This window comes from Parasphingorhabdus sp. NYA22, from assembly GCF_976973735.1.
Genome location: NZ_OZ333477.1, coordinates 2,918,555 through 2,940,414, shown reverse-complemented (window position 1 = coordinate 2,940,414; position 21,860 = coordinate 2,918,555). Strand labels below are relative to the sequence as shown.

General features: G+C 57.9%; 23 protein-coding genes. 18 read left to right on the top strand and 5 right to left on the bottom strand.

Annotated features, from left to right (window positions below):
• The 11 genes from ACWFTY_RS14070 (at window position 1) to ACWFTY_RS14020 (ending at window position 9,504) form a co-directional block, all read left to right on the top strand.
• Window positions 1-525, top strand: coding sequence for a DUF1993 domain-containing protein (locus ACWFTY_RS14070; RefSeq protein WP_447524812.1), 525 nt, complete (start codon window positions 1-3; stop codon window positions 523-525).
• Window positions 522-968: a transcription antitermination factor NusB gene (gene nusB, locus ACWFTY_RS14065; RefSeq protein WP_447524811.1), complete on the top strand. Its 447-nt coding sequence runs from the start codon at window positions 522-524 to the stop codon at window positions 966-968. The genes ACWFTY_RS14070 and nusB overlap by 4 nt, the downstream gene beginning before the upstream one ends.
• Window positions 969-1,001: 33 nt before the next feature.
• Window positions 1,002-1,925 carry an alpha/beta hydrolase fold domain-containing protein gene (locus tag ACWFTY_RS14060; RefSeq protein ID WP_447524810.1) on the top strand — a complete coding sequence of 308 codons (924 nt, stop codon included), beginning with the start codon at window positions 1,002-1,004 and terminating at the stop codon, window positions 1,923-1,925.
• A complete protein-coding gene (thiL, locus tag ACWFTY_RS14055; protein WP_447524809.1) occupies window positions 1,922-2,857 on the top strand; it encodes a thiamine-phosphate kinase in 936 nt (311 codons plus the stop codon). The genes ACWFTY_RS14060 and thiL overlap by 4 nt, the downstream gene beginning before the upstream one ends.
• Window positions 2,858-3,013: 156 nt before the next feature.
• Window positions 3,014-5,137, top strand: a complete 2,124-nt coding sequence (locus ACWFTY_RS14050; protein WP_447524808.1) for a sodium-translocating pyrophosphatase — start codon at window positions 3,014-3,016, stop codon at window positions 5,135-5,137.
• 172 nt (window positions 5,138-5,309) lie between these two features.
• Window positions 5,310-6,527, top strand: coding sequence for a GNAT family N-acetyltransferase (locus ACWFTY_RS14045; protein WP_447524807.1), 1,218 nt, complete (start codon window positions 5,310-5,312; stop codon window positions 6,525-6,527).
• A gap of 5 nt (window positions 6,528-6,532) precedes the next feature.
• Window positions 6,533-7,396: a transcriptional regulator gene (locus ACWFTY_RS14040; RefSeq protein ID WP_447526902.1), complete on the top strand. Its 864-nt coding sequence runs from the start codon at window positions 6,533-6,535 to the stop codon at window positions 7,394-7,396.
• A gap of 228 nt (window positions 7,397-7,624) precedes the next feature.
• Window positions 7,625-8,017 carry a type II toxin-antitoxin system HicB family antitoxin gene (locus ACWFTY_RS14035; protein ID WP_447524806.1) on the top strand — a complete coding sequence of 131 codons (393 nt, stop codon included), beginning with the start codon at window positions 7,625-7,627 and terminating at the stop codon, window positions 8,015-8,017.
• A gap of 98 nt (window positions 8,018-8,115) precedes the next feature.
• Window positions 8,116-8,574, top strand: coding sequence for a hypothetical protein (locus ACWFTY_RS14030; RefSeq protein ID WP_447524805.1), 459 nt, complete (start codon window positions 8,116-8,118; stop codon window positions 8,572-8,574).
• 118 nt (window positions 8,575-8,692) lie between these two features.
• Window positions 8,693-9,196, top strand: coding sequence for a hypothetical protein (locus tag ACWFTY_RS14025; RefSeq protein WP_447524804.1), 504 nt, complete (start codon window positions 8,693-8,695; stop codon window positions 9,194-9,196).
• Window positions 9,193-9,504, top strand: coding sequence for a putative quinol monooxygenase (locus ACWFTY_RS14020; protein ID WP_447524803.1), 312 nt, complete (start codon window positions 9,193-9,195; stop codon window positions 9,502-9,504). Before ACWFTY_RS14025 ends, ACWFTY_RS14020 begins: the two co-directional genes overlap by 4 nt.
• Before the next feature lie 98 nt (window positions 9,505-9,602).
• Here ACWFTY_RS14020 and ACWFTY_RS14015 read toward each other — a convergent pair whose 3' ends face one another.
• On the bottom strand, window positions 9,603-12,122 hold the full coding sequence (locus tag ACWFTY_RS14015; RefSeq protein ID WP_447524802.1) for a TonB-dependent receptor plug domain-containing protein: 2,520 nt from the start codon (window positions 12,120-12,122) through the stop codon (window positions 9,603-9,605).
• Window positions 12,123-12,354: 232 nt separating this feature from the next.
• On the opposite strand from ACWFTY_RS14015, the gene infA reads away from it, so the two are divergent.
• The 7 genes from infA (at window position 12,355) to ACWFTY_RS13980 (ending at window position 17,887) form a co-directional block, all read left to right on the top strand.
• Window positions 12,355-12,573, top strand: a complete 219-nt coding sequence (infA, locus tag ACWFTY_RS14010; RefSeq protein ID WP_066742521.1) for a translation initiation factor IF-1 — start codon at window positions 12,355-12,357, stop codon at window positions 12,571-12,573.
• Between the two features lie 111 nt (window positions 12,574-12,684).
• Complete coding sequence (locus tag ACWFTY_RS14005) at window positions 12,685-13,254, top strand: Maf family protein (protein ID WP_447524801.1); 570 nt, start codon at window positions 12,685-12,687, stop codon at window positions 13,252-13,254.
• Window positions 13,247-14,245 (top strand): ribonuclease E/G, encoded by a 999-nt coding sequence (locus ACWFTY_RS14000; protein ID WP_447524800.1) that lies wholly within the window; start codon window positions 13,247-13,249, stop codon window positions 14,243-14,245. The genes ACWFTY_RS14005 and ACWFTY_RS14000 overlap by 8 nt, the downstream gene beginning before the upstream one ends.
• Window positions 14,246-14,292: 47 nt before the next feature.
• Window positions 14,293-14,925 carry a maleylacetoacetate isomerase gene (gene maiA, locus ACWFTY_RS13995; protein ID WP_447524799.1) on the top strand — a complete coding sequence of 211 codons (633 nt, stop codon included), beginning with the start codon at window positions 14,293-14,295 and terminating at the stop codon, window positions 14,923-14,925.
• 1 nt (window position 14,926) lies between these two features.
• A complete protein-coding gene (locus ACWFTY_RS13990; protein WP_447524798.1) occupies window positions 14,927-15,337 on the top strand; it encodes a GFA family protein in 411 nt (136 codons plus the stop codon).
• 42 nt (window positions 15,338-15,379) lie between these two features.
• Complete coding sequence (locus tag ACWFTY_RS13985) at window positions 15,380-17,434, top strand: TonB-dependent receptor (protein WP_447524797.1); 2,055 nt, start codon at window positions 15,380-15,382, stop codon at window positions 17,432-17,434.
• Window positions 17,435-17,443: 9 nt separating this feature from the next.
• Window positions 17,444-17,887 (top strand): MarR family winged helix-turn-helix transcriptional regulator, encoded by a 444-nt coding sequence (locus ACWFTY_RS13980; RefSeq protein ID WP_447524796.1) that lies wholly within the window; start codon window positions 17,444-17,446, stop codon window positions 17,885-17,887.
• Between the two features lie 52 nt (window positions 17,888-17,939).
• Here ACWFTY_RS13980 and ACWFTY_RS13975 read toward each other — a convergent pair whose 3' ends face one another.
• From ACWFTY_RS13975 to ACWFTY_RS13960, 4 genes are read right to left on the bottom strand one after another with little or no spacing between them, the layout of a single operon-like run.
• Entirely contained in the window at window positions 17,940-18,926 is a 987-nt protein-coding gene (locus ACWFTY_RS13975) for a type II secretion system F family protein (RefSeq protein ID WP_447524795.1), read from the bottom strand.
• A 19-nt stretch (window positions 18,927-18,945) separates the two neighbouring features.
• Window positions 18,946-19,917, bottom strand: a complete 972-nt coding sequence (locus tag ACWFTY_RS13970; RefSeq protein WP_447524794.1) for a type II secretion system F family protein — start codon at window positions 19,915-19,917, stop codon at window positions 18,946-18,948.
• A 40-nt stretch (window positions 19,918-19,957) separates the two neighbouring features.
• Window positions 19,958-21,244: an AAA family ATPase gene (locus ACWFTY_RS13965; protein WP_447524793.1), complete on the bottom strand. Its 1,287-nt coding sequence runs from the start codon at window positions 21,242-21,244 to the stop codon at window positions 19,958-19,960.
• A complete protein-coding gene (locus ACWFTY_RS13960; protein WP_447524792.1) occupies window positions 21,244-21,843 on the bottom strand; it encodes a CpaD family pilus assembly protein in 600 nt (199 codons plus the stop codon). Before ACWFTY_RS13960 ends, ACWFTY_RS13965 begins: the two co-directional genes overlap by 1 nt.
• Window positions 21,844-21,860: the final 17 nt, after the last annotated feature.

Here is a 21,860-nt window from a genome sequence, read left to right as displayed (position 1 = left end):
ATGACCATTTCCTTATATGATGCCGTAATTCCGACCCAGCTGCAGATCATCGCTGCGGTCCGCAAGCTGGTCGACAAGGCTAAAGCCCATTGCGAGGAAGCGGGCACGGCGCCGGCAGAGATTATCGGCGCGCGGCTGATCGAGGATATGCTGCCCTTCTCCTATCAGGTGAAATGCTGCCGCGAACATTCGCTGGGCGCGATTGAAGCGGTTAGAGAGGGCGTGTTCACGCCAAGCCTGGCTCCGCCACCCGAAGACTGGGCGGGTCTGTACGAAAAGCTCGACGAAGCAAAGGCCGGACTGGAAGCGGTTAGCCAAGCCGAGATGGCGGGTTTTATCGGCCAGGATATGGAATTCCGTTTCAACGAAACGGTGATGCCTTTCACCGCCGAGAATTTCCTGCTGAGCTTTGCCCAGCCGAACTTCTATTTCCATGCAACCACCGCTTATGACGTGCTGCGCCAGCGCGGTTTCAAGATTGGCAAGGGCGACTTTCTCGGCATGCCACGGATGAAAAGAGCATGACCGCAAAATCCACATCCCGGTCCGCCGCTCGTCTTGCAGCCGTCCAGGCGCTATTCCAGCACCAGATGGAAAAGACGCCGGTGCCAAAACTGCTCAAGGAATTTCATGACCACCGGCTGGGCAAGGAAATCGAGGATGATCAATATCATCCGGCCGAGCGCGAGTTTTTTGACGATCTGGTCATCGGCGTAACATCGCGCCAGCAGGAAATCGACGAACTGGTGGCTTCGAAACTGGCTGCCGGCTGGACGCTAGGGCGCCTCGACAAGACGATGGTCCAGATCCTCCGCTGTGGCACATTTGAACTGGTCGCACAGGAAGACGTACCGATCGCAACGGTAATTGACGAATATCTGGACGTGGCCCATGCCTTCTTCAACAAGAAGGATGCCGGTTTTGTAAACGGGCTTCTGGATAGCATCGCGAAGCAGGTTCGGGGCTGAACAATACCCCCGGCTGCCACTGGGGGAAGAATATTGTCCGACTTTCTAGACCGCTTGGATCCTGCGTTCCGCGACATGATCGAGGCGGACGGGCCTTATCTTTTCGAGATATTGATAAGCGACGTGGCGGCTGCCCGTGCCGCGCTGGATGCACTGTTCGCGCAAATGGCGGTCGATCTGCCCGAATATGACGGCCAGAAAGACGAATATCATATGCCGGGGCTGGAAGGCGATCCTGATGTCGCGGTGATCGAATACCGCGCACGGGATGTTCTCTATCCTGATTGCACGATCATCTGGCTGCACGGCGGTGGCTATATGATGGGCGGCGCCGATGATCTTTCGGCCCAAGGCTATTCCTCTCTCGCTCCGGTGGTGTCCGTCGACTACCGGATGGCGCCGGAACATCGCTCGCCGGCTGCGGCCCGCGATGTCTGCGCGGTGATCGAGCGGGTGGCGGCAAACCGCAATCCCCGCAAGATCATTCTTGCCGGCCCGAGCGCCGGCGGCGGGCTCGCGGCGAGTGCAGCATTGATGAACCGCGATCGGGGAGGCCCGGAAATCGCGTTCCAGCTGTTGATCTACCCGATGCTCGATGATCGGCACGATACGCCGTCCGGCCATATGGACATCCCGCCATCGACATGGACCCGCGAAACCTCGCTGCATGCCTGGTCGCTTTATGCCGAGGAAACGGGCGCGAGCCCTTATGCAGCAGCAGCGCGCGCGACGGACCTCGCTGGTCTACCGCCCGCCTATATCATGTGCGGCGATCTCGATCTGTTTCTCGATGACGATATTGCCTATGCAAATCGGCTTCGTTCATCCGGTGTTCCGGTTGAGCTTGCTATCTACCCCGGAGCGCCGCACGGATTCAATGGATTTGCCCCTCAGGCAGCGGTCAGCAAGCGCGCCAACGCTTCCATCAGAATGGCACTGGAGCACGCCCTCTCTTGAACGAATTGCAATTTATTGACCGGTTGAAGGCCATCACCACGCATCCGGCAGCACGCGGATTGACCGACGATGTAGCGATGATGCCGTTTGGCCGGCACAAGCTCGTGATGACCCATGACATGATGGTCGAAGGCGTGCATTTTCTTCGCGACGCCGATCCCGCCGATGTGGCGTGGAAGCTTGTCGCGGTGAATCTGTCCGATCTGGCAGCCAAGGGCGCGAAGCCGCTTGGCATCCTGCTCGGCTATGGCCGGACTTCCGGGGATGAGTGGGATGCAGCCTTTGTCGAGGGTCTGAAGCAGGCAATAGACCGCTTTGCCGTGCCATTGCTTGGCGGTGACACCGTGGCGATGGGCGAAAATGCGCCGCGAACCTTTGGCCTGACCGCAATAGGCGAAGCCAAAGGCCATATCGTGCCGTCGCGCAGCAATGCCAAGCCGGGCCACGCCGTCTATGTTACCGGTACCATTGGCGACGCCTGGGCCGGTCTGCAAATTGCATCGGGAAAGCTGCGTTCCACGGATATCGACACCACTGCATCGTTGCTGAAGGCGCACACCCGCCCGATGCCCAAGCTGGAGGAAGGGCGGATATTGTCCAATCTGGTCAGCAGCATGATGGATGTATCGGACGGCCTGTTGCTGGACGCGTCGCGGATCGCTGCGGCCAGCGGCATAAAGATCGAAATCGATCTGGCGGAACTGCCGCTCTCCAAACAATTCCAGACGCTGGTCGGTGACGACAGCGATGCGCGGATGAAGGCGGCGACCGGCGGTGACGATTATCAATTGCTACTGACCGCCAGCCCCGAAACCGTCCTCTCCGTACCGCTGACTTGTGTCGGTATTTGTCGACCGGGGGAGGGCGTCTCGCTGCACAGCCATGGCGAACGACTGGAACTGCCCGAGCATCTAGGATTCGTGCACGCCTGATCCGGCCGGATTCTATCAAATTGAATAGCTGCAAAAGCCATTCAATTGCGCCGTTAAATCAGGGCTTGCACGGTTCGCGTTTCCCGCACTATACCTGTCACGAAAGCGCTCTGATCAATGGGGTGCTCGTAAAAAAATAGGGGGGGATGCTCAGCAATGACTGTAGTCACCATTTCAATTTTATGTGGTTTCATAGCCATATTATACGGCTTTATAACCAGCCGTCAGGTGCTCAACGCGCCGGCCGGTAACGAAAAAATGCAATCCATTGCCGGCGCCATTCAGGAAGGCGCACAAGCTTATCTGAACCGCCAATATCGCGCGATCGGTCTCGTTGGCATTGTTGTCGCGGTTCTGGTCTTCATCTTCCTCGGCGCAATCTCGACCGTGGGCTTCCTGCTCGGCGCGATCCTTTCCGGCGTCGCGGGCTATATCGGCATGAACATTTCGGTTCGCGCCAATGTCCGTACGGCACAGGGCGCCAGCGAAAGCCTGCAAACCGGTCTCACCGTCGCGTTCCGCGCCGGTGCGGTGACGGGTATGCTGGTTGCTGGCCTCGCGTTACTCGCAATCTCGATCTTCTTCTATGTCCTGACCACCCAGATGGGCATGGCCGCCAATGACCGGACGGTCATTGACGCTTTGGTCGCTCTGGCCTTCGGTGCTTCGCTGATCTCGATCTTCGCGCGTCTCGGTGGTGGTATCTTTACCAAGGCTGCTGACGTTGGCGCCGATCTGGTCGGCAAGGTTGAAGCGGGCATCCCCGAGGATGATCCACGCAACCCTGCAACCATCGCGGATAATGTCGGTGACAATGTCGGTGACTGCGCTGGCATGGCGGCTGACCTGTTCGAAACCTATGTTGTGACCGTTGGTGCCACCATGGTGCTTCTGGCGCTTCTCTTTGGTGATCTGGTTGGCAGCGCAATGCTCTATGACCTGATGTCTCTGCCTCTGATCGTTGGCGGTGTCTGTATCCTGACCTCGATCATCGGCACCTATATGGTGCGGCTGGGTAAAAGCACGAACATCATGGGCGCTCTGTACAAGGGCTTCCTGACCACTGCAGTGCTTTCGATCCCCGCCATCTATTATGTCACCATGCGCACGCTGGGTGACATGGATACGCCAATCGGAACCGAGCTTGATGGTTCTGGCGGATTTACCGGCATGGCCCTGTTCTGGTCGATGATGGTTGGTCTGGCTGTTACCGGCCTGATCATCTGGATCACCGAATATTATACCGGCACGCAATATCGTCCGGTACGGTCGATCGCCAAGTCGTCGGAAACCGGCCACGGCACGAACGTGATCCAGGGACTGGCGATTTCGATGGAAGCAACGGCCTTGCCGACGCTGGTTATTGTTGTCGGCATCGTTGTAGCGTTCCAGCTCGCAGGTCTGATCGGCATCGCCTTTGCGGCAACCGCCATGCTGGCCCTCGCCGGAATGGTTGTGGCGCTCGATGCTTATGGTCCGGTTACGGATAACGCAGGCGGCATTGCCGAAATGGCTGGTCTGGACGAAAGCGTCCGGAACAAGACCGACGCGCTCGACGCTGTGGGCAACACCACAAAGGCTGTGACCAAAGGCTATGCCATTGGTTCTGCCGGTCTTGCGGCTCTGGTGCTTTTCTCGGCTTACACGGCCGACCTCAAGGAGTTCTTCCCGAACCTTGAAGTCAGCTTCAGCCTTGAAAATCCCTATGTGATCGTTGGCCTGCTGCTGGGTGCATTATTGCCCTATCTGTTCGGTTCGATGGGTATGACCGCTGTTGGTCGTGCTGCTGGTGACGTTGTTAAAGATGTTCGCGAGCAGTTTGCTGCTGATCCGGGCATCATGGCGGGTACCTCGCGTCCCAACTATGCACGGACCGTCGATCTGGTGACCAAGGCGGCGATCAAGGAAATGATCCTGCCATCACTGCTGCCGGTTCTTGCACCGATCGTGGTCTATTTCGTGATCACTGCGGTTGCCGGTCAGGCGAACGGCTTTGCCGCTCTCGGTGCCTTGCTGCTCGGCGTGATCGTCTCCGGTCTGTTCGTTGCCCTGTCGATGACAGCTGGCGGCGGTGCCTGGGACAATGCCAAGAAATATATCGAGGATGGCCATCATGGCGGCAAGGGCTCGGACGCCCACCATGCTGCGGTGACCGGCGATACTGTTGGCGATCCTTACAAGGATACCGCAGGTCCAGCCGTCAACCCGATGATCAAGATCACCAATATCGTCGCATTGCTGCTGCTCGCAGCGCTCTATGCGGCGCAGGGCGGCGTTTAACGCGACAATGCTCCCATTGGTTTGAAACAAGACCCCGCCGGAAGCGATTTCGGCGGGGTTTTTTCATGGCCGGAACCCGCCGATTGCTGTCCGGACAGCGTTAATAAGATTTTACCCCTTTTCCGCTAGCCAGAATGGCGACAAGGACAATAATGCGGGCGGGACGATATCGATGGATTTGAGCGGACTTCACAAGATGGAGGGCAAGGATATCCGGGCTAACCGGTTTCGCGAAGGCTTGTCCGCACCCGAATTCGAGACGGAATTCCATGCGGTAGCGGAACTAGATGCCAGTCTGGTCGGAGCGTGGAGCGAACTTGCGGAGCAGGCGAGCGAACCGAATATATTCTACGAACATTGGTTTCTGCGTCCGGCATTGGCGCAACTTGACCATCATCGCAATCTGAAGCTGTTTCTGCTCTGGGCGGGAGAACCGCAACATTCCCAATTGCTGGGTCTGCTGCCGCTCGGCCCGGAAAATCGATACGGGCGCTGGCGGGTTTCCTATGTACAGAACTGGATGCATCACAATTGTTTTCTCGGCACTCCGCTGGTCCGCAAGGGCTTTGAATCGATGTTCTGGGAAAAGCTGCTGACCGCCCTCGATACGAGCAACTGGCCGGGCTTCCTGCATATCAACGGAATGACGATTGGCGGCCCGCTGGATCAGGCATTGCGGACGGTTTGCGGCGACCGGAAACGGCGTTGCGAGCTGGTGCACAGTGAGGCACGGGCGTTGCTTGAGGGGCAATTCACGGCGGACGAATATTACCGGACGAATATCCGCAAGAAAAAACGCAAGGAGCTGCTCCGCAAACAAAGGCGTCTGGGCGAAACCGGCGAACTCCTGTTTTCGTGCCAGCGGGATCGCGAGAATCTGGATAGCTGGATTGACGAATTCCTGGCGCTGGAACGCAAGGGATGGAAGGGGCAGGAAGGCTCTGCGCTGGATTGCACCGATGCCACCCGCGAATTTTTCCGCGGCGCGATCCACGGCGCGGCACAAGGCGGCCAGCTGGAACGACGGACCCTGCGCCTCGACGGTCAGCCGATTACGATGCTGGTCAATTTCCTGTCCGGCCGCGGCGGCTTCGGGTTCAAGACCGCCTTCGACGAAGATTATTCGCGCTATTCCCCCGGTGTCTTGTTGCAGATCGAAAATCTCGATTGCCTCGAGAGAGAGACGCTCGACTGGGTCGACAGCTGCGCATCCGAAGGTCATCCGATGATCGATGGCTTGTGGACCGACCGGCGACATATCGGGCGGTTTTCTATCGAACTCAAAGGCCTGTCCCGCGGCGCAATCTTTCGCGGTGTCAGATTTGGCGAGGCCTTGATGGGCAAGGTCAGGGGGCGGACGATATTTGACCCGACGGAGGTGCAGCCATGAACCAGATGAGCAGCAGGGACGCTTTTCGACAGCAGGTTTTTGGCGAGGATAGTCGGCGGAAATTTGACGCCTGCTATCCCGAACAGGCGCAACTGCTCGATCATGCGATGCAGTCGCACGACTTGCTGACGCTCGACGCGCTGGCGAAGCTGGGCACGGCGCTGCCGGAAACCAGCGTCGAATATAATCCCGGTGACCTGCCGGTCGGTATCCGGCCCGAGGATGTTCCCGGCAATGTCCTGAGCATTGGTGACACGATCCGGACGATCGACCAGTCGGCGAGCTGGGCGGTGCTCAAGAATATCGAGCAGATGCCGGAATATAAGGCTTTGCTGCTCTCGCTGCTAGCGGAAATCCGGCCGATACTGGAGGCCAAGACCGGCCAGATGCTCAAGCCCCAGGGTTATATTTTCGTGTCTTCGCCGGGTGCGGTGACTCCTTATCATTTCGACCCCGAGCATAATATATTGCTGCAATTGCGCGGCGAAAAATGGATGACCACTTTTCCGGCCGGTGATGCTCGCTTTGCCGCTGACGAGATCCACGAAGGCTATCATCTCGGCGGCCCCCGCAATCTGGTCTGGCAGGACGATTTCGAAGCAAAAGGCACGCGCCACCATCTGACGCCCGGCAAGGCGATCTTCGTGCCGGTCATGGCCCCGCATCATGTGCAGAACGGACCCGAGCCAAGCATCTCGCTCTCGATCACCTGGCGCAGCGACTGGAGCTTCGAAGAAGCGGATGCGCGGGCTTTTAACGGCTGGCTGCGGAAGCGTGGGATCACGCCCAAGGCGCCGGGACGCTTTCCGGCGCGGAGCAGGGCGAAGGCTTTTGCTTGGCGGGTTTTGCGGAAGATATCCGGGCAATAGGAGCAGGGATAGCCCCTCCTTTTCAAAGGAGGGCTCGGGGTGGTTCCGTGCCGCCTGTCGCTACGCGAGGGATGATGTCGCATCGCCACCACCCCAACCCCTCCTCTTAAGAGGAGGGGCTAAAGAGGGTAATCAATCTCGACAACCTCAATATAATGTGGATATAAATACACAATCGATGGAGCCGTAAAACCTCATCGGCGGCTTCTTGCAGGCTGGATTTGAAAGGTGAGCAGCATTTTCTATTTCGCGATCATACACAAGGATGAAGACAGCGCATTCGGTATCAGCTTTCCGGAAATCCCCGGCTGTTTCTCTGCTGCGGACCGGGAAGAGGATATCATCCCCAATGCGATCGAGGCTCTGTCGCTCTACTTCGAGGACGAGGAAGCGATCGCGCCCCGCTCGATTGGTGAGATCCGGCAACTGGCCGCCGAAGACTTGGCCGAGGGCGCCTATCTTGTGCAAATTCCCTATCTGCAAAGAACTGGTCGGACCGGCCGCTATAATGTTTCGCTCGACACCGGCGTGGTCAGGATGATCGATAGCGCCGCAAAAAACCGCAAGATGACACGGAGCGCTTTTCTGGAAGATGCGGCGTTGAAAGAAATTGGGGCTTAGGGGCTGTGAGCTAGCGATTTTGAAAGCGGGCTTCGCTGGTGATGGATTGCTGGAGGCTAAACATCGCTTGGACCGATTAAGTGGGAAAGAAGAATAGTATGGCATTTGTTTTTGATCGCGAAATTCATGGCGTCAGAGATGATGAACGAGGTGTTCAAGTCAGAGAAGGTGGCGGTAGGGGAGATTTGGGTGAAATGCGATATCACATTCTGCTCGAAGATTGTGAGTTTGTGAGAACCACTTGGAAGACCGAGCGAGGAATACTGTTTCATTTCAGTGAGAAAAAATCAAATGGCCTTCGGGATAAGCGGGTTACGATTGAAGGAGAGCCAATTATCGTTCTTCAAACATCAAAGAATTTAAGAACGCGTGGAGACTGCAAATGGGATGAGCAAACGGAGGCGCTGTACAGGGAAGGGATCTATTCTCTTTTTTGCATTGTATACGGCACTGATAATATGAAGATAATTCCTTTGTATTTCACCTGGGCTTTGGATCAACAGCTGCCGGAACGATATGTCCCACCACCCACGCTAGCAGTGCTTGAGTCAAAATAGATTTACGGTCACAGCTTCAACAATCCCCAACCTCCTGCCGTAACGACGGCCCCAACCAATCCCGCTTGACATTCCCCCCGCCACCGTCACTCTCTCCCGCAAAACAGGGAGAGAGAATATGGCCACCAATGTCGCCGCAGCCGCACCAACCACCATGGACGCCTTTATCGAGAAACAGGCGCGGGCGGATGCGGTGGTGAATATCGTGCTGGCGGGCGGGATCAATTACTGGCTGACCCGCGATCTGGCCTTTGTTCCGGCTACGCTGCCCTTCGGCGATTCCGCTCCCAATCTTGGCGGCACGCTGATTGCCATTGCCGTGCTGATGAGCCTGATGCTGACTTTGATTGTCTACGCGATCACCGTGTCGCAGCGCAAATCGGGCAAGCTCACGCCCGGGCTGGCCGCCGACACGCGGGTCGGTTTTGCGCCCTTCGTTCTGGCATTCAAACATCTCGCAATGACGCTGATCCCGGCCTTTCTGATCGTGATGGTCTTGCAGGGTGCGGGGCCGGAGCTGCGTTTCACGCCGATGGCATTTACGGTGATTGTCACGATCATCGCCGCGGTGCTGGCCTATTTCATGTCGAAGAGCACGACGCGGGCGACGCTGAAACTATGATCATCATCACCGCCACTATCTCCACCGCGTTCGCGGCCAGCCCGGACGAGATCATCGCGCTGTGCAGCGAGCATAGCGCCCGGTCCCGCGCCGAACCAGGATGTATCTCGCATAACATCTACTCCGATTGCGAAGACCCGGCGCGGTTGTTCTTTCATGAACAGTGGCAGGACGAAGCGGCAGTGGGGGCCCATTTCTCGGTTCCGGAATCGGGGGAGTTTGTGAAGCGATTGACTGTGTTGCTTGGCGAGCGGCCGAAGATACAGATTTACCGCGCGCAAGCGGCTTCGATGGCGGAGCTGGGCTAGATATTAATGTATCGCCCCAGCGCAGGCTGGGGCCTAGCCCGTAGTCCTTTCGAGAAACCAACTGGGGTTGGATCCCAGCCTGCGCTGGGATGACGACGTCAAAACCGCTTGCGGAAATCGATCTCGACATAGCGCCCGACCGGATCGAGATAGCCTTGCTGATAGCTCAGCGGAATCAGGCCGCTGCCGTCGCGGACGGTCTGGATGTCATTGAAGATATTCTCCACTTTCAACGCGATCCGGCTGTTTTTCAGGAACGGGACTTTCTCGGTCAGATTGCCGCGGTCATCGAGATTGATGAACATCCGCAGATTGACTGTGGTCAGATCGGAGAATCGCAGGTCGGAGCCGGTCAGGCCGCCGCTGACGCGGGTTGCGGTCTGGTGCTTGGCGTCGAGCCGGAAGCCGATGCCATTGTTGAACCAGCCACCGTTGACCTCGAACTCGTGCCGCGGGCTGCCGCCGGTCGAACCGGTGGCAGAACCGTTGAGCAGGTCCAGTTCGTCGACGCCGTCGCGGATCTTGATCTTGTCTTCGAGGCGGATGGTGTGAAAGGCCGACAGCTGCCAGCGCCCGCCGCTCGGACGGCCACCTGCACCGGGGCCGCCACCACCGGGACCACCGGACCGGGCATTCTGCCTGCCTTCCGGTGCGCCGCCTTCCGGTGTTCCGCCTTCGGGTGGCGGGCTGCCTTCTGCAGGGCCGTCTGCTGCCGGTTGCGGCTGTGGTGCTGCGCGCTCGGCGCGCCCGCCGCCGCGGCTTTGCTCGCCGAAGCGTTTCGAAAAGTCGATACCATAGCGAATCCGCTCGCTGTAGACATTGGCATAGGTGACCGGCCGCTGGTCGATCGCGATCAGACGGCCATTGGTATCCCGGGTTACACGATCGGGAAAGGCCGCCTCGATTTCGGGCGTCAGCAGCGGAAAGCTGGATGCGACATTATCGCTGTTGTTGCGGAAATATTCGCCCAGAAAAGTGAAGCCTTCGAGCCATTCGGGGCGATAGTTGACGGCCAGCTTGATGTCCCGCTGTTTCTCAGCCGGCAGCGCCAGATTGCCACCGGTCGTGATCGAGGCAAGCACGGTTTCACCATTGGTGAAGTCGAAGGTCGTCACGTTCGGCGTGACGATGAGCGGATTGCCGAGCTGGGCAATCGTCGGCGCGGCGTCTTCGCCAATGGCGGAAGCGGAAAAGACCAGTCCGTCCAGCGGTTCCCAGTTCAGACCGAAGCCGAATTCGACGAGACCTCCGAAATCGGACAGTTCGGAATAGCCGAGATTGCCGTTGATCGACAATTTGCCAATCGCTTCCACGACGTCGATATTCTCGTCGGCAAGCGGGATATCGATGTTGATCCCGGTGCTAATTTCATCGCGGCTGAGGTTGGTGGTTGTGAGGACCGCGCCGCTCGTTTCCCAGCTGTCCAGATCTTCGCGATTATAGCCGGCGCGGAGGGTCGTGGTCACGGCTCCGGATGGCAGGACCAGCAAAGTGCCGGACAGGGTCGCGAGATTGTTGATCGTCTGATCGACAACCTTGGCGCTGTCGGTGCCAGGTGTGCCGAGCAAGGGACCGAAGCTGACCGCCAGCGGATCGACCGTGCCGGCATCTATTGCCGCCTGCAGGGCGCTGGTGTCGCCGGACCGGTCGGTGTCGGTGTTGACCTGCGTGCGGGTGTAATCGCTGGTCAATGACCAGCGCCAGTCACTCAGCATGCCGTTCAGGGTCAGGCCGGCCTGCGCGGTGTTGGTTTCCTGCACCCGGCGGAGCGGGCCATATTCGGTGAAATAGCGGAACAGCGGATCGCCGGCGACCTCCAGAGTGCCGCCGGGCAGGCCCTGCAGGCCCCGGGACTTGTCGTAGACATAGCCGCCGTTCAGGGAGAGCGACATGCCATTGTCGAAGTTGCGGCTGTAATTGGCGTTCAGTTCCACATTGTCGGAGGGCGCGACCAGAGTGCGATAATCGCCCAGATTGACCAGTTCGCCGGCCGCATCCTGGATGATGTCCCGCTCGCTTTCGGTAATCGCGGTGTTGTTCTGCCATTCCAGATTGACGTTGACGCGACTGTTCTTGCCAATGCGGGTGATCGTGCCCTCAAGCTCCGAACGGCCCTGACCGCCTTGCGTCGGAATGCCATATTCTGCCGATACGCTGACGCCGGTATAATTGTCCTTCAGTACGAAATTGATCACCCGCTGGTCGGGGCGATAGCCATATTGCAGGGCCAGTTCTTCCGGGAAGACCTGCACTGTGCGGATGGCTTCGGGCGGCAGATCGCGGATTTCGCGGAAGCCGGATGTGCGCTGGCCGTTGATCAGCACGATCGGACGCCCGGTGCCGCGACCCCGGCTGGACGTGGTCTGCGAAGAAATGGCCTCGAGCAGGTCCTGCACCGATGATGCGCCATAGCTCGCGATATCTTCTTCGCTCAGTTCGACGACGGGCGGTATCTCGGTGACGACCGCACCGCGCGGAAGCGCTGCGGTTACGACAATTTCTTCATCGGCATATTCCGAATCTGTTTCGGTGATTTGCGCGCTGGCGGGAGCCGCGAGCAGCATCGTTGCCAAAATGACGGGGGAGGCGGTGAGGAGGGATTTTGGGGAAGAAATCATGATTTGGTTCATTAGCTCTTAAATAGGGGGAGAGAAGATGTCCGAAGTGCCATGTGAAAGGCGCTAATGGTATAATTTCTTTGTATTAAATTGTCGCAGGGAAAATGCCGTGCCAGCAATAGATATTATCATTTTGGTTGATGCAGCTAATCCTTCCCTTTTTGTACATTTGCCGTTATGGCGCACTGCAACACGCGGGTTTGCCGCGACATCAGGGAAAATGCACCGCCATATGGCAAAAGAAGAATTACTGGAAATGAAGGGAATGGTTCGCGAACTGCTCCCCAACGCCATGTTCCGGGTCGAACTGGAAAACGGCCACGAGATTTTGGGTCACACCGCTGGCAAGATGCGCAAAAACCGCATCCGCGTGCTGGTTGGTGACGAAGTGCTCGTCGAGCTCACCCCTTATGATCTGACCAAGGGTCGTATCACCTATCGTTTCAAATGATGGTATGCCGTTCGTCCTGAGCCTGTCGAAGGACGGCGACGGGCTGGCATTGCATTTGCGTATATGGCTTCGACAAGCTCAGCCCGGACGGTTTAGAGGGTGTTTACTGACATGAAACTGGTCCTTGCCTCCTCCAGCCCGCGCCGTCTGGACCTGCTTTGCCGTCTCGGCGTTACGCCGGACCGGATCATCTCTCCCGATATTGATGAAGCGCCGCACAAGGGGGAGCTGCCGCGCGACTATGTATTGCGCATGGCACAGGAAAAGGCCGCTGCGGTCGAGCGCGAAGATCAGGAAATACTGGTCGCTGGCGATACCACGGTCGCGGTTGGTCGCCGGATATTGGGGCAGGCCAGTGATGCAGCCGAGCAACGCAAATTTCTGGAACTGGTTAGCGGACGGCGGCACCATGTGATGTCGGCGGTCTGCGTGATCGCGGCCGATGGCACGGCGCGGACGAAATTGTCCGACAGCATTGTTAAATTCAAACGTTTCGAGTCCAGCGAGATTCAGGCCTATATCGCCACCGGCGAAGGTCAGGGCAAGGCGGGCGGCTATGCGATCCAGGGCACGGCTGAAGCCTTCGTCACCTGGATGTCGGGCAGCTACAGCGGGATCATGGGATTGCCTCTATATGAAACCCGCAATCTGCTGATCAGCGCGGGCTATCCTCTTGGCTGATTTCGCCAATGGCTGGCTTTACGAAGCCGGGATCGGTGAAAACCGGGCGTTGCGGCTGGAAAATGGCGAACTCTCGCAGATACGCGTCGAGCGGGCCGATGGCAGTGCTAGGGCCGGCGCGGTCGTCGATGCGAAATTTACCCGGCAATGGGTGGCCGGAAAGTCCGGGATCGTTACATTGCCTGACGGGCAGGAGGCGCTGCTGCAGCCGCTGCCCAAAGGACTGACCGAAGGGTCAATGGTCCGGGTGGAGATTGTCCGGGCCGCGATGATCGAACGCGGCGGGCAGGCGAAGCGGGCGAAGGCGCGGCCAGCGGACGAAGACAGTGCCCTCAGCGATGGTCCCGACCTGTTGACCGAGATTGAGGCTAGCGGGCTGCCGGTCAAAAAGGTCCACGCCCATGATGCAGATATCTTTGCCGGGCATGACTGGCACGAAGCCGTCGAGCAGGCAGAAACCGGACGGATCGATTTTGAAGGCGGGAGCCTGCTGGTCTCGCTGACCCCGGCGATGACATTGTTCGATGTCGACGGGCCGCTGCCACCGTTCGAGCTGGCGAAGCGGGCGGCGAAAGAGATCGCGCTGGCGCTGGTGCGCTTTGACATATCCGGCAATATCGGCGTCGATTTTCCCACATTGCAAGCCAAGGCAGAGCGCGCCGCCGTCACCGCTGTCTTTGACGACCATATGACCGCCAATTGCGAGCGCACCGCGATCAACGGTTTCGGTTTCATGCAGATCGTCAGCCGCAAGACCCGGCCATCGGTGCCGGAGATCATGCAGGGCAATCGCTCGGTCAATGCCGCGTTGAAATTGCTGCGGCAGGCGGAGCGGGATCGCGGCACCGGCGCGCTTCAACTGGCGGTGCATCCGGCTGTAGCGAACAAGTTGCATGCGTCACTGCTCGAAGAACTGGCCAAGCGGACCGGGCGCTCCGTGTCGGTTGAACCGCGTGGCGAAATTTCGATCGATGGCGGCTCGACAGGATAATTGCAGCCAAGCTTGCAATTCCGCTAGCCAATCTTCAAAGCCTGCGCATGACAGATATCATTCTTTATGATTATTGGCGCAGCTCGGCGAGCTACCGCGTGCGCATCGCGCTCAACCTCAAGGGCGTCTCTTATAAAGCGATCAATACCAGTCTGCTCGATGGCGACCAGAAAGCTCCGGATTATGTTGCGCGCAATCCGCAGGGTTTCGTGCCGATGCTGTCAATTGACGGCCATGACCTGACCCAGTCGCTGGCGATCATCGACTATCTTGATGCAAAATATGACGACCCGCCGATGGTATCCAGTGATCCGGCAAAGCGGGCCAACACGCTCGCCCAGGCACTAGTCATTGCGGCCGATATTCATCCGGTGAACAATCTGCGCATATTGAAATATCTCAAGAACGAACTGGGACAGGATCAGGAAGCCATCGACACATGGTATCGGCAATGGATCGAAGAAGGCTTTGTCGCGCTCGAAGCCATGGCACCGGAAGCCGGTCTGTTCGGTGGTGACAAACCCAATCTTGCCGATGTCTGTCTCGCCCCGCAAATGTACAATGCGCGGCGGTTCAAGGTGGATTTGAGCGCGTTTCCCAAACTCGTGCGGATCGATGCCGCATGCAATCAACTCGAGGCTTTTCAGAAAGCCGCTCCCGAAGCAGTAAAGGATCAATGATATGACGATTGAAGGTGGATGCTATTGCGGCGCAGTGCGTTACAAGGCCGAAGGCGAACCGATGCTGAAGGCGGAATGTTTCTGCCGCGAATGCCAATATACGACCGGCGGCAACAGTCTGTTGTTGATGGCGATGCCGGCGGACGGATACGAGATTACCAAGGGTGCCGTGAAAGGCTTCAAGCGCGATGACCTTGAAAATGGTGTGACCCGCGAATTTTGTTCGGATTGCGGTACCCATCTGGCCACTCGCGCGCCGGGCTTCGAAGTTGCGGTGATCGTGAAGGTCGGCACGCTCGATGATCCGAGTGTCTTCGGCAAAGCGGACAGCGCGAATTTCACATGCGACGCGCAGGACTATCACCGGCTGCCGGACGATATGCCGGTTCATCAGAAGTGGATGCACAGCTAGATCATGAAAAAATCGGTTTTAGCCTGTCCGCTATTGGCATCAATGGCGTTGGTGTCTGTTCCTGCGTGGGCGCAGGAGCAGGTCGGCAATGATGATGTTCAGGTTGCGGAGATCATCGTTTCCGGATTGCCCGTTACACGCGGCGAAAATGTTTATAACGCGATCGACATTTCGATGGATCAGTCACAAACGGTCGAAAATGCGTTACGTGACGTGCCCGGACTGCAACAATTTCGCCGTTCGGACGCGCGTTCTGCCAACCCGACCAGTCAGGGCGTTACCCTGCGCGGATTGGGCGGCAATGCCTCTTCGCGTGCGTTGCTGATCCTGGATGGTGTACCACAAGCCGACCCCTTCGGCGGATGGGTCGCCTGGCCCGGCTATGATGCCCTTGCTCTTAGCAGCGCCAGAATTACACGCGGCGGCGGCAGCGTGACTGACGGGCAGGGCGCCATTTCCGGAACCATCGAGCTGTTCAGTGACAATGTCGGCGACCTGATCGAACTGGGCGCTGCTTATGGCAGCCGCAACAGCGTCGATGCCGATCTGCTGTTCGGTCGCGAGCTGGGGCAGGGGCAGCTGACGATCTCCGCCAATTACGCGCGCGGCGACGGGTTCATTCCGATCATTGAAAGCCAGCGCGGAACCGTGGATCGTCCGGCGGAATATGAGCTAGCCGGTCTCGCCGTGCGCTTTGTCGCGCCGCTTTCCGACAATGTTGAGCTGCAGACCAATGTCCGCGCCTTCACCGATGACCGCGAACGCGGCTTTGCCTTTAGCGAAAATCACAATGACGGAGCGGATGCCAGTATCCGGTTGGTTGATCGCACTTCCGATTGGCAATGGTCGGCTCTGGCCTATGTCCAGATCCGCAATTTCGATGTCAGCTTTGGGGGCGTCGATGATGATCGCAATTCGGTCAGCCGGGTGTTTGAACAATATAATGTGCCCTCCACCGGCCTGGGCGGCCGCTTTGAGGCGCGCCCTCCGGTTGGTGACAATATCGAATTGCGCATCGGTGGCGACTGGCGACGTACCGAGGGTACAACCAACGAGAATTTCTTCTTTGCCGACAATGATACGCCGCGCCGCAGCCGCAGCGCCGGGGGGAGTACATCCACCTACGGCGGTTTTGTCGAAGCCAGCGTGCAGGCCGGCGATGCGCTGGTCCTGACGGGTGGCGGACGTGTCGACGTCTGGTCGATCGATGACGGTTTTCGCAAAGAGATAGAGTTGATCAGTCCGTTCCCAGGGGCTGTCCGGAGCGACGAGACGTTCGTCAATCGCAACGGCATGGAATTCACCGGACGCGGCGGTTTTGCCTTTGATGCAAGCGATGAGCTTACTCTGCGCGGTGCCGCCTATCTCGGCTGGCGCTTACCGACACTGAACGAATTGTTCCGGCCCTTTCGGGTCGGCTCCGATGCGACGGCGGCCAATGAATTGCTGGAACCGGAACGAGTCAAGGGAGCCGAACTGGGGCTGGACTGGGAAAGCGGCGTTGTCACGCTGGGTATTACCGCCTTTTACAACCAACTTGATAATGCCGTTGCAAACGTAACCCTGGCCAATGGTCCGGGCGTCTTTCCCGGTGTCGGCTTTGTCGCGGCAGACGGCACGTACAGCCAGCGCCAGAATCTCGAATCGATCAAATCCAAGGGCATTGAAATCGATGCCGCGTTTGATCTTGGCGCACTGGTCGACGGCCTGGCCGTCCGCGCTGCCTATGCCTATGTCGATGCGGAGGTTGACGGTTCCGGTGACGCGGCTGCGGTCGACGGTTTCCGTCCAGCCCAGGTGCCCCGGCACAATGCGTCCGGCTCTATCCGCTGGGAAAAAGACAATGGCACCGGTGCCAGCCTGTCGGCGCGCTATGTCGGGCAACAATATGAGGATGACGTCAATATCCTCAGTCTCGCGGATGCTTTCACGATTGATGGCCGGATGGCGCTGGCCGTCAATGATCGACTGCTGGTCGAAACCCGGGTTGAAAATTTGCTCGATGCCCGCGTAGAGGCTGCTGTCAGTAGCAATGGAATAATAGAACGCGCCTTCCCCCGGACATTTTGGGTTGGACTTCGTGCCAAAATTGAATAAATATTACTTATGAACTTTAAGCTTGATGATTATCTGCCCTACCAGCTCTCGACGACCTCCAACGTCGTCAGTGACGTGATTGCGGGCGAGTATAAGAGCCTCTTTGGCCTCAAGATCCCCGAGTGGCGGGTGATGTCGGTGCTTGGTACGCGCGGCGCCTCGACCCAGCGGCATCTGGTGGAGGCAACGTTGATGGACAAGGTGACCGTCAATCGCGCGGTGAAGACTCTCGTTGATCGCGCCTTGCTTGATCGCAGTCCGAACACCGCCGATGGTCGTTCGCATCATTTGCTGCTGAGCAACACAGGGCGCGATCTCTACGGCAAGATCCTGCCCGCCGCCCAGGCGATGGACAAGAAGATCATGTCGGTGCTCAGCGCGGAAGAGAAAGCCGAGCTATCCGCCATGCTGGCACGGATAAAAGAATCGGCGGATACGATCGCGGCGGAATGAAAAAGAGCGGCATGTAACTGCCGCTCTCTTGAAGTCCGGAATTGTTTTCCCGCTATAACATCGCATCGGAGATCGAGCAGGCTGCAGGACCGAGGATCACGATGAACAGGGTCGGCAGGATGAACATGATCAGCGGTATCGTCATGATAGCCGGCAAACGTGCGGCCTTTTCTTCCGCCCGCATCATCCGGTCATTCCGGAATTCCGCCGACAGAACCCGCAGCGAAGAAGCCAGCGGCGTACCATATTTCTCGGTCTGGATCATCGTCGTCACCACGCCCTTGATATGGTCCAGCGCGACGCGATAGGCGAGATTTTCAAAAGCCTGCCGCCGCTCGGTCAGAAAGCCCAGCTCGATCGAGGTCAGCGAAAATTCATCGGCCAGTTCCGGATAGGCGGTGCCGAGCTCTTTCGAAACCCGGGCAAAAGCCGCATCGACTGTCAGACCGGCTTCCGCACAAATGACGAGAAGATCGATGGCGTCGGGCAGACCCTTGCGAACCAGATCGGTCCGCTTGGCAATCAGGTTGTTGATGTAAATATCAGCACCTTTATACCCCAGGATCGCCGCGCCGGCGAATACGGCGAACCGCTTGATGTCGGACCAGTCGGCGAGATAGTCGAAACCATATATCGCCAGAGCCGCACCGCCGCCCAACAGGATCGGCAAGACCAGCCGGCTGAAGATGATGAGAAAGGCCAGATCCTTTGAACGAATACCGGCCTGTGCCAGCTTCTGCTGCGCTTCCTTGACCTGCGTGTCCTGCAGCACCTGCATCGACGACAGTATGTTGCGCATGCGGTCGGTGGTGTCATTCTGCTGGACCAGCTTTGCGCGTTTCTTGGTGGTTGAGGCGGTGATACCGGCCTTCAGCTGTTCGCGGCGCTCGTTGAGAGCCTTGACCCGCTTTGCCATAGGGTCGCGGACCGTCACGGCAGCATAAATTGCGAAGAATACAGCTGCCGCCGCAACGGCAGACAATATTGTCGCCACCCAGAGCACGTCTATGCCAAATAATGTTGGTCCGCCGCTTGTCATTTGCCTTGTACCTTCATCCTTAAATCTCGAAATTGACCATCTTGGCCATTATGAACACGCCGATGCTCATCCAGCACAGCCCGCCGAGGCCGGCGATGATCAGCCGTTCTTCATAGAAGAATCCAGCCAGATATGTCGGGTTCACGCTGTAAACGAGAGCGAACACGATGAACGGCAGCGAGCCCACGATATAGGCCGAAGCCTTGGATTCCGAGGACATCGCCTTAATCTTGAGCTTCATCTGGCTACGCTTGCGCAGCACATCGGCAAGGTTGAACAGCGTCTCTGCCAGGTTACCGCCGGTTTCACGCTGGATCGCCAAAGTGATGCAGAAGAACTGGAATTCGGGCGTGTCCATCCGCTTTGCGCTTTCCTGCAACGCATCTTCCATCGTCTGGCCGATCTTGATGCGATCGACCACTTTCTGGAATTCCTCGCCAACAGGACCGTCAATTTCCTTGGCGACCACACCGATTGTTTCGGTGACCGGAAGACCCGAGCGAAGACCACGAACGAGCAGTTCGATGGCGTCGGGAAAGGTGGAAGTGAACTTGGCGATACGCCGGTTGATCAGGAAGCTTACGGTAAAATGCGGTATTCCGGCACCGACCAGAAGCCCAATAAACAGGCATAGCAAAACCGGGGCGCCCTTGAGCAAGAGCAGGCCGGATATAACCACGAACAGGCCGCCCGCTGCATAGAAGAAATAGGAAAGCGGCCAGCGCTTGCCGGTTTTCTCCAGCCGGATCGCCAGAATTTCCATCTTGGTCATGTTCTCGCCCTTGGGACGAGTGGTTTTGCGACGCGCCGAAAGCGCCTTTTTCATTTGCGCTTCAACCCGCACATTGGCGCTGTCGGAATGGCGATATTTGACCTTATCAAGCCGCCGGGCGGCGGCCTTGGATTGCGATGGGCCGGCATACGCAAAGATGAGCAGCAGCAGAACCGCTAGAACGCCAGCACCCAAAATTGCAGTTTGCATTATACCCATTGTCTAATCCCTTTAAAGCTGAAGAATATCTGCACCCGCTTCAGACTTTAGGAGCATCCTCTTTGGCTTTTTTTGACGGCAGAAATGATTTGAAATCGCCAAATTTATCCATGAAAGATTTCTTGTTGTCCGCGTCTTCGGGATTTGCCCCGCCACTTGCGGATCCGAGCACCAGGCTCGTCAGCTCGATTATTTTCGCCGAGGCTTTGCTGGACTTGCCGGCCTCCACCATTGCCTGACCCAATTTCGCAGCCTGTGCTGCGGTCTTGGCATCATAGGGAATCATGATGTCGATCTTGCGCTCGATGGAGCTTTCAAAATCCTGACGGCCGATTTCCAGATTGGTGGTCTGCACCTTGTTGGCAACGACATAGACCTTGCTCTGTGCAGCGTGGGATTTCAGCCAGGACAGCAAACGAATGCAGTCTCGCGCCGAAGCCAGCGTCAGTTCCGTCACGATGACGGTCGCATTCACATCACCCAGAAGATGGGGATAGTTGATCAGCATGTCGCGCGGCAAATCGATCACCGTGCAGTCGAAGGCGGCGCGAAATTCTTCCTGTAACTGGAAAAACGCGGTGCCATCGGTCAGGATCGGCGAGTTAATCGGCGCTTCTGCGGACAGTAGCGACAGCTTTTCATTAGCCTTGATCATCGCGCGCTCGATAAACAGCCCGTCAATCCGGCTCGGATTGTCGATCGCATCGGTAAGGCCGCGACCGGGCTCCAGGTCCAGTGACAGCGCACCGGTGCCGAAATGGACATCCAGATCGAGCAGCGCGGTCAGGCGCTCCCGGTCGTGGCTGAGCAGCCAGGCCAGAGAAGTGGCAATGGTCGAAGCGCCGACACCGCCACGAGTGCCGATAACGGCCGTGGAAATATGTGGTTTTTCGGCCAGCGCATCGTCCATTTTCGGGGCGTTGATGACTGCTTGCGCCTGCGACAATACGTCGCGCAACTGATCCGGACTGAAGGGTTTCAGCAGATAGTCCTGCAAGCCGCTGACGATTAAATCGCGATAGAGGCGAACATCGTTGACCTGACCCATGGCGATCACGACAGTGCCCGGTTCGCAGACTTCGGCCAGCGAGTTGATGTCGTTCAGCGGATCACCGGATTCCGACAGATCCACCAGCAATATATTGGGACTGGCAGAAACGGAAAGGGTCTGGACGGCGTTGCGCAGTCCACCCTTGCTACATTTGTCGACCGACCAGCCCATTTCTTCGGCAACCGAACGGAGCATTTCCAGCGTGTCATCATCACAAACGAAGGCGGCAAATGGTTCACGTCCGTTGGCCGAGCCGGGTTTCCAGGGAGCGTTCATTATTGTCCTCCAACTTGCTTGTCACGATAGGCACGGATGGCCTTGGAAGCCTGCGCCTGATCTTCACCATCGGCATTCTGGCCGCGGACGAGATCTTCCGGATTGGCAATCATGGCAGAGAGCGTACTGTTCGTGCCGCAACCATAGTTGGCGCTCGTACGCGCCTGAAAGTCTGTGTGGCTGCGATGGCTGAAATCGGGGCATCCCGGCACCGAAGCCGTGGTGCGCGTCACCACAACCCGCATCTGACCCGAAGGAATATTGCCTTCGGTCACGGGTGCGGTTTCGCTGATCAGCAATCCGTAGCTGGCCACGATATTTTCGACAGCCGCCTTTGCCACGGCGCTGGTAGAATAGCTCGGGTCATCGATCGAAACGCGATCGCCATAGCCAAGTTCGAGAGCGTCGAACCAGCCGGACAGGCGATTTTGCTCCGCCGCGGACAGTCCGCCATTGCCCGCACTCAGATCGAGCACGAAGTTCGATTTGGAAACGACCGGTTGGCGTTCGCTATAGACGCTGCGGTTCGCGGTGTTGCTGCCACAAGCGGTAACCGAGAGCCCGAGGGCGGTGATGAGTGCCATTGAAACGATGCGCATGAACTATTCTCCTGACC

Bases quoted from the DNA above. Each gene is read 5' to 3' on its own strand.
- ACWFTY_RS14070 (WP_447524812.1), top strand. From the start codon at position 1: ATGACCATTTCCTTATATGATGCCGTAATTCCGACCCAGCTGCAGATC.
- nusB (WP_447524811.1), top strand. From the start codon at position 522: ATGACCGCAAAATCCACATCCCGGTCCGCCGCTCGTCTTGCAGCCGTC.
- ACWFTY_RS14050 (WP_447524808.1), top strand. From the start codon at position 3,014: ATGACTGTAGTCACCATTTCAATTTTATGTGGTTTCATAGCCATATTA.
- ACWFTY_RS14045 (WP_447524807.1), top strand. From the start codon at position 5,310: ATGGATTTGAGCGGACTTCACAAGATGGAGGGCAAGGATATCCGGGCT.
- ACWFTY_RS14040 (WP_447526902.1), top strand. From the start codon at position 6,533: ATGAGCAGCAGGGACGCTTTTCGACAGCAGGTTTTTGGCGAGGATAGT.
- ACWFTY_RS14030 (WP_447524805.1), top strand. From the start codon at position 8,116: ATGGCATTTGTTTTTGATCGCGAAATTCATGGCGTCAGAGATGATGAA.
- ACWFTY_RS14025 (WP_447524804.1), top strand. From the start codon at position 8,693: ATGGCCACCAATGTCGCCGCAGCCGCACCAACCACCATGGACGCCTTT.
- ACWFTY_RS14020 (WP_447524803.1), top strand. From the start codon at position 9,193: ATGATCATCATCACCGCCACTATCTCCACCGCGTTCGCGGCCAGCCCG.
- ACWFTY_RS14015 (WP_447524802.1), bottom strand. From the start codon at position 12,122: ATGATTTCTTCCCCAAAATCCCTCCTCACCGCCTCCCCCGTCATTTTG.
- infA (WP_066742521.1), top strand. From the start codon at position 12,355: ATGGCAAAAGAAGAATTACTGGAAATGAAGGGAATGGTTCGCGAACTG.
- ACWFTY_RS14005 (WP_447524801.1), top strand. From the start codon at position 12,685: ATGAAACTGGTCCTTGCCTCCTCCAGCCCGCGCCGTCTGGACCTGCTT.
- maiA (WP_447524799.1), top strand. From the start codon at position 14,293: ATGACAGATATCATTCTTTATGATTATTGGCGCAGCTCGGCGAGCTAC.
- ACWFTY_RS13990 (WP_447524798.1), top strand. From the start codon at position 14,927: ATGACGATTGAAGGTGGATGCTATTGCGGCGCAGTGCGTTACAAGGCC.
- ACWFTY_RS13985 (WP_447524797.1), top strand. From the start codon at position 15,380: ATGGCGTTGGTGTCTGTTCCTGCGTGGGCGCAGGAGCAGGTCGGCAAT.
- ACWFTY_RS13980 (WP_447524796.1), top strand. From the start codon at position 17,444: ATGAACTTTAAGCTTGATGATTATCTGCCCTACCAGCTCTCGACGACC.
- ACWFTY_RS13975 (WP_447524795.1), bottom strand. From the start codon at position 18,926: ATGACAAGCGGCGGACCAACATTATTTGGCATAGACGTGCTCTGGGTG.
- ACWFTY_RS13970 (WP_447524794.1), bottom strand. From the start codon at position 19,917: ATGGGTATAATGCAAACTGCAATTTTGGGTGCTGGCGTTCTAGCGGTT.
- ACWFTY_RS13965 (WP_447524793.1), bottom strand. From the start codon at position 21,244: ATGAACGCTCCCTGGAAACCCGGCTCGGCCAACGGACGTGAACCATTT.
- ACWFTY_RS13960 (WP_447524792.1), bottom strand. From the start codon at position 21,843: ATGCGCATCGTTTCAATGGCACTCATCACCGCCCTCGGGCTCTCGGTT.